This window comes from Flavobacterium sasangense DSM 21067, assembly GCF_000686885.1.
Lineage (GTDB): Bacteria > Bacteroidota > Bacteroidia > Flavobacteriales > Flavobacteriaceae > Flavobacterium > Flavobacterium sasangense.
This window is the reverse complement of record NZ_JMLU01000042.1, coordinates 1-14,673: the sequence shown is the minus strand read 5'-3', so window position 1 is coordinate 14,673 and position 14,673 is coordinate 1. Positions and strand designations below refer to the sequence as shown.

Below are 14,673 nucleotides of genomic sequence, written 5' to 3'. Positions count from 1 at the left end.
AGGAAATAGAAATCTAAGAAAGTCAATGCATTTACCTTCTTTAACAGCAGTAAAATGGGACGAAAATTTTAAAAATATTTACGCTAGGCTCATATCAAAGAACGGAATTAAAATGAAAGCATTAGTCGCTGTTCAGAGAAAAATACTTGAACTTATTTATATATTATTCAAAAATGAGACAGTGTATGATAAAGAATATATAACAAAAAATAGCGCGCAAACACAAATGGTTTAAACACGCTATAGAGACTAGTTCAATGACTGTCTTGAAAAACAAAAGTAATAAAAATTAAGATTTAAATTTGAAATCAACACAGAATCTTATATGTTAAATTATAAAATGACACATTCCGAGTTAAAAGAATTTCTAGACGAAAAAGTCGAGTTGTATAACAATCCGAATTTCATTGAAAGCGATCCGATTCAAATTCCGCATTTGTATTCTTTCAAAGAAGATATTGAGATTGCTGGATTTTTAGCCGCAACCATCGCTTGGGGAAATCGTAAAATGATTATCAACAATGCGAAGAAAATGATGGATTTGATGGGAAATTCGCCTTACGATTTTGTCATGAATCATTCAGAATTGCAATTAGAATCGTTAGAAAATTTCGTTCATCGAACTTTTAACGGGCAAGATTTTGTGGGATTTGTAAAAGGATTGCAACACATTTATCAAAATCACAACGGATTAGAAGCGGTTTTCTCGAAACAAAATCCTACGATGCAACATACAATTTCCGAATTCAAGCAATTGTTTTTTGAAATTCCGCATTTATCTCGAACGGAGAAACACATTTCAGATCCTTTAAATGGTTCAGCCGCAAAACGAATCAACATGTATTTGCGTTGGATGATTCGAAAAGACAATAAAGGAGTCGATTTGGGGATTTGGAACAGCATCTCTCCTGCTCTATTATCTTGTCCTTTGGATGTCCATTCGGGAAATGTGGCGAGGAAATTAGAATTATTGACGCGCAAACAAAACGATGCTAAAGCTTTAGCTGAATTGGACGAAAATTTAAGAAGATTAGACCCAAACGATCCTGTAAAATACGATTTTGCCTTATTTGGATTAGGTGTTTTTGAAGGATTTTAAAAAATATATTTATGCACGCAGATTACATTATTGACCAAAATTTTTCTGACATTACCTTTTCAGAAAACGATATCAAATACAAAGAATACGAAAATTGCACGTTTACCAATTGCGATTTTACTTCTTGTTTTTTTGTTGCCGTTACTTTTATCGATTGTAATTTTTTGGATTGCAATTTCAAAGGAACAAAAATCAATCATGTTTCGTTGCGTGATGTTTGGTTTACGAAATGTGATTTTACTGCTGTAAATTTTGCGATGACAGACCAAATTTTATATGAATTCCACTTTAAAGATAGTTTGCTGGATTACGCGCAATTTTACAGTTTGAAATTGAAAAAAATGCAATTCATCAATTGTAGCATGATTGCCGTTGATTTTATGGAAAGTGATTTATCGGAAGCGCTATTCGATAATTGTAATTTAAGACACGCGGTGTTTATTGGAACAACTGCAAACAAAACCGATTTTTCAACCAGTTATGATTTCACTATCGACCCTGAGAAAAACAAATTAAAACGCGCCATTTTTTCGACTGAAAATTTAAAAGGATTACTTCAGAAATACGATTTAATCATTAAATAATCATCATAAATCTAAAATAAAGTTCATTTAACACATACAAATAGTATATTTACCTAAATTTAAATTTAAAGCAAATAAAAAAAATTCTCTCTTCAATCTTTTTATTAATTTCATTGTTTACTTTTTCTCAATCAACGGATTTAGACAGACATGATTTTAATTATTCTTTCGTACAATTACCAAGTAATCCAATTTTAGAAGTAAAAAATAGAACCTATTCCTTTACTACCAATATTGACCGTAACTTGATGTACGATAAATCTAAATTCTTTTTTCAAAATCAAGTAAACATTAACGGATTGGAAAAAAAGGAAAAAAATGGTTATATCAACATTGACATTACCTTACTTACTCCAACGGTTGTTAAAAAAAATATTGCAACTAGAACAAGTTCTACTAAAGACAAAAATGGAAATGTAAGAAATACATATTACTACACCGCAGAACTAACTTATGACCAAAAAGGTAGTGCAAAAATAAGTAGTACTGATGGTAAGATTCAAAAAACAATTGACTTTACCAGAACTAATAATCTAAAAAGTAAAGAATACGATAGCTATTCTAGTGCTGAATCTTATTACTACAATATCAACAGAACTATTTACAATAATTTTGTAATGGAAGTTGTGAATGCCTTAAACACACAACTTAATAATGAGTACGGTTATGCTGTTAAAACTGGAACTGATTACCTTTGGATATTAGCCAATAAAAAACATCCTGAACAAGCAGCTGAATACAACGCGTATTTAGAAGTTAAAAATGTTTTTGATAAAATGACATTTAACAATGCTGTAACTGGTTTTGAAGTAGAATTACAAAATACAATTCAATATTTTGAATCGTTACCAAAAAAATATGCAGAAGATTCAAAAGCACATAGAAAAATTAGATATAGCGCTTATTTCAATTTGGCTAAAATTTATAATTATTTAGACCAACCAAGCAAATCAATAGAATGGTCAAACAAACTTATTGCTAATGATTACGACAAAAGTGATGGAGTTAGTAATATTGAAGACTGCAATAACTTAATTACACTATTTAATGTAAACAAAGTTAAAACAAGACATTTCAATGTTGAAACGAAGAACTTCTTCTTTGAAGAGACTACAGCAGTTGTAACAAACAACAATTCAAGTTACAATGCTTCTACTGCTCCTTACAGTATTGAAACTGATCCTAATTATATTTTAGCTTATTTGGCTACTATAAAAAAAGACACGGTTACTGGTTATATTCAAAAAAACAGAACTTTGGCTTTAAGTGATGCAATTACAGTGACTGTTAAAGATTTTCAAGGGAAATTTTCAGAAAGAACTTTTAAGGCAAATGAAATTAACCGTCTTACTTTAAGTAACGGAGAGGAATTTGCTTCTGTTTCTTTTAAAGTGGCTGTTGATAATGGCGGAATGACCATGTCTGGAGCTACAAAGAAATTTGTAAAAGAAATGTACATTGGTAAAAAAATAAGTGTATTCCAATATTTTAACGGTGAAATTATTATCAAAGGTGCTAACGAATCTGAAGGAAAATCAAATGCAACAGCTTCTTGGATGATGTCACCAAAAAAACGTTTTGAAGAATTTGCGCAAGGTTGTCCTGCACTTCTTGCTAGAGTTGAGAAAAAAGAATTTAAAAATAATTTAGAGAGCTTTATTCAATTTGCTGAAGCATTAGATGCTTGTAACTAATCATAAAACATTCTACATTATAAAATCCCGAGTACTTCTCGGGATTTTTTTTGCTTTACAAAGTCAATAAACACAAGAGATTTAAAAATATTTATCAAAATTAATTAAATTTTTATTGTTTTTCAATAAATTTTTATTGAAATTTGCATCATCAACTTTTAATATTTACTTCTATGGAAATTAAAATTAGTGCACAACAGATGCTAAATGTATTGTATGTCTTAGCTTGGATTATCTTTATTGGTCTTTCAATTGATGCTGGCGGATTTCTTGTAAATACCTTTTTTACTTTGTTTATTAATCCGATTGGTTCATCGTATTTTTGGAACCATATCGATTTGTCTTCATTGTATCAATTTAACCAAAGTCATTTTGTGACGTTAACCTCGTTAATGAGTATTGTGGCGGTTTTAAAAGCCATACTATTTTATTTGATTATCAAAATCATACACGATAAAAAACTCAATTTAGCCCAACCTTTTAATAAAGATGTTAATCGCTTTATTTTTAGCGTGGCTTATTTGACTTTAGGAATTGCCTTATTTGCTATTTGGGGAACCAACTTTTCAGAAAACATGGTAAAACAAGGCGTTACGATACCGTCTATTCAGCATTTAAAAATTGCGGGTGGCGATGTTTGGTTGTTTATGGGAATTACGCTTTTGGTGATTGCCCAAATTTTCAAACGCGGTATCGAACTTCAGGAAGAAAACGAATTAACAGTGTAAATTATGGCAATAGTAGTAAACTTAGATGTGATGATGGCGAAACGAAAAATGTCGCTCAACGAACTTTCGGAAAAGGTGGATATTACGTTAGCCAATTTATCCATTTTAAAAACTGGTAAAGCAAAAGCCATACGTTTTAGTACACTTGAAGCCATTTGCAAAGTATTAGATTGTCAGCCAGGTGATATTTTGGAATATGTAGCAGACTAAAGCCTAATTATTGATTGTTTCATTTACATTTAATTTCAGTTGGATTTCCATATCTTTACACCTCATTTGAAACTGTGTTTAAAAGATTGTTATAAATCCAATTAATACCGATTCAGAATTTTAAAAACAACTATTTATGGCAGTTCAAATTTGTACGTGTGAAGGTTTAGATGTAAAGTGTAAAAAGTGTTTTGGGAGCGGTTATATCAATACCGACGCTCCTGAAAAAGCAATAAAATCAGTCCCTAAAAAAGGAAATGTAAAGCAAGAATCTTTTCTTCCTGAGAATTTGAATTCATTATCAAGAAAAGAAATTGAGAACATAGTGCCTAAAATTATAGATACTTTGGATTTAAAATCGAAGAAACAAATGCAAATTCTTAATTCGATTCCATTTAACACCACCACTTTTAGAAGAGATTTTAAAGACAAATTTGCTTTTTTACAAAAAATAGAAGAGGAAAAACAAGCATTACGAAATGACCTTGATGAAATTGCTACAAAGTTAACTACCTCAAAATACACGGTAGCATTCAAATATGGTCATTTTTTATCTGACAAAGACATTGATATAACTTCTAACCGCGAGCTTAAAACTTTAATTAGAGCATACAAAAAGCTTAAAAAATAAAACCTCAAAAGACAAGTTTTACTAATTCCCTTTTTTAATTACTGATTGAAAACAGGAAATTTTGAATTCAAATTTTGAAAAACGAAAGAATTTTCGTAACTTTAGGTATTATTAATTTATACCCTTGTAGCTATGTTAGTTCAAATTCACACCGACAAAAACATTGAAGGCGGAAGCCGTTTTTCAGAATTCTTTAGTAACGAAATTAAAAATGAATTAGCAAGATTTGACGAAATCGTAACCCGAATTGAAGTACACGTCTCTGACGAAAATGGAAACAAAGCAGGTCAAAAAGATAAAAAATGTGTTATTGAAGCCCGAGTAGAAAAAAAACAACCGATTGCTGTTACCGCAACAGCCGATAGCCCAGAAAAAGCATTTTTTGAAGCTTTAGAAAAAATCCAACGTGTTTTAGATACGACTTTAGAAAAAATTAAAGAACATTAAAAATTAAGAATCCCGAGTTTAGGCTCGGGATTTTTTTTGTTTATAAGGTGTTTTATTATTTGTAGGAAATTTTTATTATTTTTGAGAAATGAAATATGTAAAACTTTCGCCTATCTTGACAAGATGGGATGATACTAGTTCGAAAGCTTCGCATATAAACAAGTTGGCAGAAACCTTGGAAAAACAGAACGCAAAAAAACGGAAATTTGAAAACAAAAAAATACTTTTTATTAGTTTTAAGCATAGTGTTATTTTCTTGTAGTGAAAATGACGACATTCCAAATCAACAATCAAATTTACAATCTGGTGTTGTAATTTCTTTTGATGATGATTATGTAGACGAGTGGTTTGAAGTAAATAATGTTTTAGAACCTTACGATTGGAAAGCAACATTTTTTGTAACTAAATTTAATCAGTTATCGACAGCTAAAATACAAAAGCTAAAAGATTTGAAAATTGACGGTCACGAAATTGGTGGACACGGATTAAATCATTTAAACGCACCTAATTTTATTTCAGCAAACGGAACCGCCGAATATTTAAATCAGGAAATTATTCCAATGGAAACTTTAATGAATAATAATGATTTATCAACAACATCATTTGCATATCCTTATGGTGCAAGAAATACAACAACTGACAATTTGCTACTCAATCGATTTGAAATAGTTCGCGGAACAACATATGGAAACGCAAATCCAGCTTCTCAAAATTGTTATTACAATAACAACAATCTTGTATTTGGTTTAGGAATTGACAAAAATTATTCACATTTCAGCATTTCATATTTTTTATCACTTTTAGAATATGCAAAAAACAATAATAAAATCGTAATATTTTATGCTCATAAACCAGTTCCGACTTTTCAAAACAATTATGAAACGGAATACCAAACTCTAATTCAAATTTGTAACTATGTAAAAAATAATAATATGAAATTCTACAAAATATCCGAATTATTCAATCTACAAAATAGTATATAAAACGGCAACAGAAAAAAGAAAGGCATCTGCCAACACACGTTTGGCGCAATTGCGAATTTTGTGGTAAATTCACGTTCACGTTTCGCAAGAAATTTTATCTTTAACAGAAAATAAGCAGTTCCGAAGTTCGCAACTGACGCCAAGCGTGGGAACGTTAAAAAATCAAACTTAAAAAGCTGTTTATGGCTACTCGCCATTTTTAAAGTATAAACAAAAAAATCCCGAGCTCAACACTCGGGATTTTCTATTTTAAAACCTGACAGGTTTTGGAAACCTGTCAGGTTTGGATAAAATGCTATTTCAAACCAGCTAAACTTTGTTCTAAAGTCGCAATTTTTGCTAAAGCGTCGGCTTCTTTTTTACGTTCGTTAGCAATTACTTGTTCAGGTGCGCCGGCTACGAATTTCTCATTAGACAATTTCCCTTGCACTGAGCGTAAGAAACCTTTGGTGTAATTTAACTCTTCGGTTAATTTTGCAATTTCCGCTTCTACATCGATGTTTCCTGTAATTGGAATAAAATATTCATTCGATTTCACACGATATGATAACGCACCATCTACTTTATCTGAAACGTATTCTAAAGTCGTAACATTTCCTAACTTCTGAATCACCGAATCAAAATAGGTTGATGCCTTTTCGTTGTTCACCACTTTTAATTCCATCGCATCTTTAAACGGAATATTTTTGTCTTTACGAATCGTTCTAATTCCAGAAATAACTTCCGTTGCGAAATCAAAATCAGCAATTAATTTTGCGTCAAACGCTTTCGCTTTTGGCCATTCTGAAACGATTAGCGCTTGTTCTGGCGTTCTTTCGGTAATGTGTTGCCAAATTTCCTCTGTTAAAAACGGCATGAACGGATGTAACAATTTCAAGTTGTTTTCTAACATTTCAATTGCTTTTTCAAATGTAGCGCGGTCAATTGGTTGTTGGTAACCTGGTTTGATCATTTCTAAGAACCACGAACAAAAATCGTCCCAAACCAATTTGTAAATCGCCATTAAAGCGTCTGATAATCTGTATTTATCAAAGTTATCTTCGATTTCGGCTAAGGTTTGTTGCAACTTCGCTTCGTACCATTCAATCGCTACTTTTGAAGCTTCAGGTTGTGCGATATCCGCTACTTCCCAACCTTTGATTAGTTTGAAAGCATTCCAAATTTTATTAGAGAAACCTTTTCCTTGGTTACATAATTCTTCATCGAATAAAATATCATTTCCTGCAGATGCACTTAATAACAATCCCACTCGAACACCATCAGCTCCAAATTTTTCAATTAGTCCCAATGGTTCTGGCGAATTCCCTAAAGATTTCGACATTTTACGACCTTGTTTATCACGAACTAATCCGGTTAAATATACATTTGAAAATGGTTTTTCACCTGCATATTCGTAACCTGCAATAATCATACGCGCTACCCAGAAGAATAAAATATCTGGACCCGTAACTAAATCATTGGTAGGATAGTAATATTTAAAATCTTCGCTTTCTGGATTTAAAACACCACCAAAAACAGCCATTGGCCATAACCATGAAGAGAACCAAGTGTCTAATGCGTCAGCGTCCTGACGTAAGTCAGCAGTGGTCAGTGTTGAGTTGGCAGTTTTTTCTTTCGCAAGCTCAAGGGCTTTTTCGATGTTTTCTGCTACTACGAAATCTTCTTTTCCATCACCAAAATAGTAAGCCGGAATTTGTTGTCCCCACCACAATTGACGTGAGATATTCCAATCGCGAATGTTATTTAACCAATGCGCATACGTATTATTAAAACGACTTGGATATAATTTGATTTCGTCTGATTCTAAAACGGCTTTGATAGCAGGTTTTACTAAATCTTCCATCTTTAAGAACCATTGGTCAGATAATCTTGGTTCGATTACCGCTTTGGTTCTTTCAGAAGTTCCTACTTTATTTAAATGCATTTCGGTTTTTGCTAAGGCTCCGATAGTTTCTAATTCTTTCGCAATTTCTTCACGAACTACAAATCTATCTTTTCCTTGATAATGCAATCCGTATGAATTCAAAGACGCATCTTCGTTGAAAATATCGATGATTTCTAAATTGTGTTTATCACCTAAAACTTTATCGTTGGTATCGTGAGCAGGCGTTACTTTTAAACATCCTGTACCGAATTCTACATCTACATATTCGTCTTCTATGATAGGAATTACTCTACCGCAAATTGGAACAATAGCTTTTTTCCCTTTTAAATGCGAAAAACGTTCGTCATTCGGATTGATACAAATAGCAGTATCACCAAAAATAGTTTCTGGACGCGTAGTTGCAACAGTTAAGAAATCTTCCGAACTTTCGATTTTGTATTTGATGAAATATAATTTTCCTTGACGTTCTTCAAAGATTACTTCTTCGTCTGATAACGTTGTTTTCGCTTCTGGATCCCAGTTTACCATTCGGTAACCGCGGTAAATCAAACCTTTGTTGTACAAATCTACAAATGAGTGAATTACTGATGCTGACATATCGTCATCCATGGTAAATTTAGTGCGACTCCAATCGCAAGAACAACCTAATTGTTTTAATTGCTCTAAAATTGTTCCGCCGTATTTTTCGGTCCAATCCCAAGCGTGTTTTAGGAATTCTTCGCGCGTTAAATCGTTTTTATTGATGCCTTCTTCTTTTAACTTCGCTACTACTTTCGCTTCGGTTGCAATTGAAGCATGGTCGGTTCCTGGCACCCAACAAGCGTTGAACCCTTTTAAACGCGCACGACGAATTAATACATCTTGAATGGTGTTATTCAACATGTGTCCCATGTGTAAGACTCCCGTTACGTTTGGTGGCGGAATTACAATGGTGTACGGCGTTCTGTGGTCGGGTTTGGATGTAAAATAATCGTTTTTCATCCAGTAGTCGTACCACTTTTGTTCTACTTCTTTAGCGTTGAATTGTGCAGGAATCATTATATTTTTTCTTGTTTAATTGTTGAATCATTGAACGATTGAATCGTTCGTTTTAACATTCCAAAACTTACTTTGGTATGTTTTTTGTATTACTTACTGCAAAAGTAACTATATAACGAAAATAAAAAAAATGTTAGGAGTAGTTTGTTGGTTGCTTATATTTAATTATTTTTACAACAACCTATTAATTTATAAGATGATGAAAAAATTACTTGTTTATTTAACTGTATTAGTTGGGATGGCTTCTTTTGCTCAAACGGGTCCAAAGATTGAATTTAAAGAAGAAACCATCAACTATGGTGAGGTAGAAAAAGGAAAAGATGATGGAATTAGAATTTTTGAATTCACAAATACAGGTGATGCTCCACTAATTATTACCAATGCAAAATCGAGCTGTGGTTGTACCGTGCCTGAATGGCCAAAAGAACCAATTGCACCAGGTAAAAAAGGGCAAATTAAAGTTCAATATAACATGAATCCAGGTCCGATTAGTAAAACGATTACTATTGAAAGTAATGCGGTAAACAAACCAAATGGTATGGTTCCGTTACGAATTAAAGGAACGGTAATTGTTAAGGAAGAAATTAGTCCGTTAGTTAAAAAGAAAACGTTTCCAAATTCATAAATAAAAAGTCCCAATTCGTTGGGACTTTTTTTATAGGATTTTTTCGAGTTGAAATTTTACTGTGAATCGAATTCCAGCCCTATCCACTATCATTGTTATCCATTTACCATCTTCTGATTGAAATAAATCTGTTATACTTTGAATGGTTAATTGATAGTCCATTTTATTATTGATTTTAATAATTTTATCTCCAACAAGTAATCCTGCTTTATCTCCTGGAGAATCTTTACGAATAGCATAAATGGTAAATACTGGTTTTAATTCAAATTTCTGAGCAAAACGTAAATCATTGTTATCAAATACAAATTCATTTAAATTTACTTGATTATTTTTAGTTTCTAATCTTACCAATTCTTTTACTAATTGAGAACCTGCGTGTTGTACTTCTATACCCGACATATTATATTCAAATGGAAGTGAGTATAAATTATTCTTTTTACAATAGAACACTTTATTTTCGTAATCTAAAAACCAATTGAATCGTTTTAAAACATCGCCACCCAAAGATCCATTTCTGTCTGCTCGTATTGTAATTTGATTGAAAGAAATACTATCAGGATAGGAAACCAAGACTTTACTAAGGGATAATCCGGGGAAATTAATTTTTTCGATTCTAGATCTCTTACCTTTGATTTCTCCAGATAATCCAACACCTAAAATATCATTAAAAAATTGTGTTTCACATTTAATTGTATCGTTTTCAAAGAGCCACAACCCATCCCCTAATCCACTATCAAACAGTAATTTATATTCATTTTGCTTATTATTTATTTCAATTGGGATTTTAATATAAGGTTTTCTCTCATTAAAATCAATTGAATTAGATTTGTATTTTCTTATTCGAGAATCATTTGATTTAAGTTTATTCTTGTGAAATATTAATAGATTTCTACTGTAATCTATTTCTAATAAACCCGATTCAAAAAAACTACTCCCTAAAATTCCATTAATTGGGATTCCTATCTTATTAATTATACTTATATCTTGATACGGGAGTAAGAGTAATTCAAAATTAACATCTTCATATTCTTTAATTTTTAACTTATTCTTTTTAGACAAATAAGCATCTATCATTTCGCCACTTCCTACTCCTTTAATTTTAATCTTATCTGTTTCATGTAAAACCAATGAATCGTTCTCTGGAAAGCTAAACAAAATACTGTTTTCAGCACCCGTATCTGCAATCATTTTTAGTGGAATACCATTAAAATCAACATCAACAATAATTAGATTATGTGTTAACTCAAAAGGAATTTTAATTTTATCCTTTTTTGATTTCCAATTAAAATTAGACTGTGACTGAAGCGTTACAGTAACCATGAATAAAAATACTATTTGAATAATCTTTCTCATCTAAAAATTTATTACCTAAATGTAAGAAATTAAGACTACACTTTTATGTTTTTAACATTTTTTAGTATCCGTTTTTAGTTATATCACAAAAAAAAATCGCAATTTTGTGCATCTTTAAAAAACAGATTATGCCAAAAGTTTCCATTAAAGGCCAACAAATGCCAGAATCACCAATTAGAAAATTGGTACCTTATGCTGAAATTGCTAAGAAAAAAGGACATAAAGTATACCATTTAAATATTGGGCAACCTGATATTAAAACACCAGAAGTTGCTTTAGAAGCTGTAAAAAAAGCTGATATTTCAGTACTTGAATACAGTCATTCTGCAGGTTTTGAAAGCTACAGAACTAAACTTTCTCAATACTATAAAAATCATGGGTTACCTATAGATACTCAAGATATAATTATTACTACTGGAGGTTCTGAAGCATTACTTTTTGCTATGGGAAGCACGATGGATGCAGGTGACGAAATTATCATTCCTGAGCCTTTTTACGCTAATTACAACGGATTTTCAACTGCTTCTGGAGTACATGTAGTTCCTGTGATTTCGGGAATTGAAACTGGATTTGCTTTACCTCCAATCGAGGCTTTTGAAAAGTTAATTACGCCTAAAACAAAAGCAATCTTAATTTGTAATCCAGGTAATCCAACTGGTTACTTATATTCTCAAGAAGAAATTTTAAAATTAGCAGAAATAGTTAAGAAACATGATTTATTCTTAATTGCTGACGAAGTTTACCGTGAGTTTATTTATGATGGTGACAAACATTTTTCAGTAATGAATGTTCCTGGTTTAGAAGAGAACGCTATTATGATTGATTCGGTTTCTAAACGTTATAGTATGTGTGGGGCACGAATTGGTTGTATTGTTTCTAAAAACAAAGAAGTAATGGCAACAGCAATGAAATTTGCTCAAGCTCGTTTAAGCCCTCCTACTTATGCTCAGATTGCTAGTGAAGCTGCATTGGAAACTCCACAAAGTTACTTTGATGATGTTATTTCAGAATATAAAGATCGTAGAGATACTCTTATAACAGAATTAAACAAAATTGAAGGAGTTAAAGTAGCGACTCCAAAAGGAGCATTTTATTGTATCGCTAAATTACCAATTGACAATGCTGATAAATTTGCACAGTGGTTATTAGAATCTTATGACTTAAATGGTGAAACCGTAATGGTTGCTCCAGCCGCAGGATTTTATTCAACACCAAATGTTGGTTTAGACGAAGTTCGTATTGCTTATGTATTGAAAAAAGACGATTTGATTAGATCTGTTCAAATTTTAAAAGAAGCAATAGCTGTTTACAACAAACTATAATTCAATATAAAGTTATAATAAAAAAGAGTCCACGTATTTGGACTCTTTTTTTATTCTTAAGCCTTATATTTTGCATAAAAAAAGCGGCACTGAGTACCGCTTTTTTTTGTTTTAATTTTTTAATTATCGTTTTAACGAGAAATGTGCTTTGAATTGTTTCTTAGCTCCGTTCTCTAAATAATCAACAGTGAACCAGTAATCCGTTGATGGAAGGTTTTCTTGGTTGTAAGTACCATCCCAAAACTCTTCACCTCTTAACTGTTTGATTAGTTTTCCGTATCTATCAAAGATGTAGATTACATCGGTATCTTGTAAGCCTGCAATAAACCAACCATCATTGATACCATCTCCATTTGGTGTAAAATAATGAGGATAATCAATCACCAATAATGTATAAGTTAAATAAGTACATCCTTGTGTATCAACTACTGTTATAGTATGAGGTCCAGCACTTACATTGGTAAACACATTAGAAGATTGTAAAGTTCCCTCATCTAATGAATACATTAATGTTCCGCTTCCTCCTGTTACATTCACTGTTAAAGTGGCATTTCCACTAAAATAAGCACTTTGGGTTACAGTCATACTTACCGCTGGTGTTACAGATGTAACATTTGCAGTTACCATAGTTGTAACATCTGAAGAAACACAATTCGTAATACTATTTGTAGCAATTACACCATACGTACCTACTGCATTTGCAGCATAAGTAGCATTATTTGAATTTGGAATCGCTACTCCATTGAAATACCATACAAAATCATAAGTAGCATTATCTAAACCAGAATCTAATGTGTAGGATTGGAATGGAACTCCAAATTCATCCACACAAATCGCTCCATCAGTTAAAACTGGTTTTGGTAACGGATTCACATATACTCTTACTATTATTGGTATACCTGAACATCCTGCAGCTGTTGGAGTAATTGTATAATCTACATAACCCGCTACATTATCTACTGAAGTAGTTAAATTTTGGATAATAGTATAAGTTGGTCCAGGGGCACTTCCTGCAGTTGCGCCATTAACTCCAACGGCATTGACTGTCCAATTGAAAATAGTTCCAGCATTAAAAGATGATACAAATATGTTAGTTGGAAGAACACCACTACATAAAGGTGGATGCGTTGGATTAGCAAACAACTCTGGACGTGGATTAACTAAAACCGTTACCGATTGTGGTGTTCCTACACATCCATTGAAAGTTGGTGTAATTTGATACGTAACACTTCCTTGTGATAATCCCGTTGTTGTTAAAGTCTGTTGAATACTTGTTCCCGTTCCATTTGAAGCACCTGCTACTCCTGAAATACTAGTTATTACCCAACTAAACACGGTACCTGGAATAGTGCCAGTAAAAGAAATATTTGTAGTTTCTCCTGAACAAATTGGCGATGGACTACTAGCAATTATTACATCAGGAATAGGGTTAACTTGAACTCGAATTTGAGTTGGCGTACCTGCACAACCATTTGCTTCTGCAATAACTGTATAGACAACTTCTACTGTTGTTGTAGTCCCTGGACTAACAGTTAACAGTTGATTAATTGAATTACCTGTTCCTCCTGCTGCTCCTAAAACATTTCCTCCGGTTACCGTCCATGAGAAAATCGCTCCTGGAACATTACTACTTAACTGAATGTTAGTCGTGCCTCCTGAACAGAACGTAGGATTTAAATTCGTTGCAATAACAGTTGGTAAAGGCGTTATAGTAATCGTAGTAGAAACAAAATAAGAAGCACATGGACCAGATGCTGGAACTAAATAACTAACTGTATAAATACCTGGACTACTAGCACTTGGATTGATCTCACCTGTTGTGCTGTTAATAGATAATCCTGCAGGACTAGCACTATAAGTACTTCCTAAATAATTTCCTGTACCTGATAAAGTAGCTGATACATTAGAAGAGCTAACACAATATTGAGGTTGTGGATAACTAATTGTTGCTGTATTTGGCACACTAACTGTGATAGTTCCCGTTGCTGTTGCTGGTGGACATCCGCCTGTTGTAGTAACAGTATAGTTGAAAGTACCACTTGCTGTTGGGGTTCCACTAATAGTAACAACATTG

13 protein-coding genes and 1 pseudogene are annotated in these 14,673 nt (G+C 32.4%); 11 read left to right on the top strand and 3 right to left on the bottom strand.

The window, feature by feature from the left end; translation table 11 throughout:
- The 9 genes and pseudogenes from BP92_RS17275 to BP92_RS0113080 form a co-directional block, all read left to right on the top strand.
- Positions 1-235: pseudogene (locus tag BP92_RS17275) on the top strand (IS110 family transposase); the annotation flags it as partial.
- 105 nt (positions 236-340) lie between these two features.
- On the top strand, positions 341-1,099 hold the full coding sequence (locus BP92_RS0113115; protein ID WP_026726457.1) for a TIGR02757 family protein: 759 nt from the start codon (positions 341-343) through the stop codon (positions 1,097-1,099).
- An 11-nt stretch (positions 1,100-1,110) separates the two neighbouring features.
- Complete coding sequence (locus BP92_RS0113110) at positions 1,111-1,683, top strand: pentapeptide repeat-containing protein (protein ID WP_026726456.1); 573 nt, start codon at positions 1,111-1,113, stop codon at positions 1,681-1,683.
- Positions 1,684-1,796: 113 nt separating this feature from the next.
- A complete protein-coding gene (locus tag BP92_RS0113105; RefSeq protein WP_026726455.1) occupies positions 1,797-3,377 on the top strand; it encodes a hypothetical protein in 1,581 nt (526 codons plus the stop codon).
- A 173-nt stretch (positions 3,378-3,550) separates the two neighbouring features.
- Positions 3,551-4,105, top strand: coding sequence for a DUF2975 domain-containing protein (locus BP92_RS0113100; RefSeq protein WP_026726454.1), 555 nt, complete (start codon positions 3,551-3,553; stop codon positions 4,103-4,105).
- A gap of 3 nt (positions 4,106-4,108) precedes the next feature.
- Positions 4,109-4,315: a helix-turn-helix domain-containing protein gene (locus BP92_RS0113095; RefSeq protein ID WP_026726453.1), complete on the top strand. Its 207-nt coding sequence runs from the start codon at positions 4,109-4,111 to the stop codon at positions 4,313-4,315.
- A gap of 136 nt (positions 4,316-4,451) precedes the next feature.
- Positions 4,452-4,946, top strand: coding sequence for a hypothetical protein (locus BP92_RS0113090; RefSeq protein ID WP_026726452.1), 495 nt, complete (start codon positions 4,452-4,454; stop codon positions 4,944-4,946).
- 132 nt (positions 4,947-5,078) lie between these two features.
- Entirely contained in the window at positions 5,079-5,393 is a 315-nt protein-coding gene (locus BP92_RS0113085; RefSeq protein WP_026726451.1) for an HPF/RaiA family ribosome-associated protein, read from the top strand.
- Between the two features lie 206 nt (positions 5,394-5,599).
- Positions 5,600-6,376, top strand: coding sequence for a polysaccharide deacetylase family protein (locus tag BP92_RS0113080; RefSeq protein WP_026726450.1), 777 nt, complete (start codon positions 5,600-5,602; stop codon positions 6,374-6,376).
- A gap of 295 nt (positions 6,377-6,671) precedes the next feature.
- Here BP92_RS0113080 and BP92_RS0113070 read toward each other — a convergent pair whose 3' ends face one another.
- Positions 6,672-9,302, bottom strand: a complete 2,631-nt coding sequence (locus BP92_RS0113070) for a valine--tRNA ligase (RefSeq protein WP_026726448.1) — start codon at positions 9,300-9,302, stop codon at positions 6,672-6,674.
- 196 nt (positions 9,303-9,498) lie between these two features.
- On the opposite strand from BP92_RS0113070, the gene BP92_RS0113065 reads away from it, so the two are divergent.
- Positions 9,499-9,924, top strand: a complete 426-nt coding sequence (locus tag BP92_RS0113065; protein ID WP_035693499.1) for a DUF1573 domain-containing protein — start codon at positions 9,499-9,501, stop codon at positions 9,922-9,924.
- 30 nt (positions 9,925-9,954) lie between these two features.
- Here BP92_RS0113065 and BP92_RS0113060 read toward each other — a convergent pair whose 3' ends face one another.
- Positions 9,955-11,277: an aspartyl protease family protein gene (locus BP92_RS0113060; protein ID WP_026726446.1), complete on the bottom strand. Its 1,323-nt coding sequence runs from the start codon at positions 11,275-11,277 to the stop codon at positions 9,955-9,957.
- Positions 11,278-11,405: 128 nt separating this feature from the next.
- Here BP92_RS0113060 and BP92_RS0113055 point away from each other — a divergent pair, with 128 nt between their 5' ends.
- The gene (locus tag BP92_RS0113055; RefSeq protein WP_026726445.1) at positions 11,406-12,599 is read left to right on the top strand and encodes a pyridoxal phosphate-dependent aminotransferase; all 1,194 of its coding nucleotides are present in this window, start codon (positions 11,406-11,408) and stop codon (positions 12,597-12,599) included.
- Positions 12,600-12,722: 123 nt separating this feature from the next.
- On the opposite strand, the gene BP92_RS16820 is transcribed toward BP92_RS0113055, so the two are convergent.
- Positions 12,723-14,673, bottom strand: a 1,951-nt coding sequence (locus tag BP92_RS16820) for a T9SS type B sorting domain-containing protein (protein WP_026726444.1), incomplete at its 5' end; no start/stop codon positions are given.

Bases quoted from the DNA above. Each gene is read 5' to 3' on its own strand.
- BP92_RS0113085 (WP_026726451.1), top strand. From the start codon at position 5,079: ATGTTAGTTCAAATTCACACCGACAAAAACATTGAAGGCGGAAGCCGT.
- BP92_RS0113110 (WP_026726456.1), top strand. From the start codon at position 1,111: ATGCACGCAGATTACATTATTGACCAAAATTTTTCTGACATTACCTTT.
- BP92_RS0113090 (WP_026726452.1), top strand. From the start codon at position 4,452: ATGGCAGTTCAAATTTGTACGTGTGAAGGTTTAGATGTAAAGTGTAAA.
- BP92_RS0113095 (WP_026726453.1), top strand. From the start codon at position 4,109: ATGGCAATAGTAGTAAACTTAGATGTGATGATGGCGAAACGAAAAATG.
- BP92_RS0113115 (WP_026726457.1), top strand. From the start codon at position 341: ATGACACATTCCGAGTTAAAAGAATTTCTAGACGAAAAAGTCGAGTTG.
- BP92_RS0113100 (WP_026726454.1), top strand. From the start codon at position 3,551: ATGGAAATTAAAATTAGTGCACAACAGATGCTAAATGTATTGTATGTC.
- BP92_RS0113055 (WP_026726445.1), top strand. From the start codon at position 11,406: ATGCCAAAAGTTTCCATTAAAGGCCAACAAATGCCAGAATCACCAATT.
- BP92_RS0113060 (WP_026726446.1), bottom strand. From the start codon at position 11,277: ATGAGAAAGATTATTCAAATAGTATTTTTATTCATGGTTACTGTAACG.
- BP92_RS0113065 (WP_035693499.1), top strand. From the start codon at position 9,499: ATGAAAAAATTACTTGTTTATTTAACTGTATTAGTTGGGATGGCTTCT.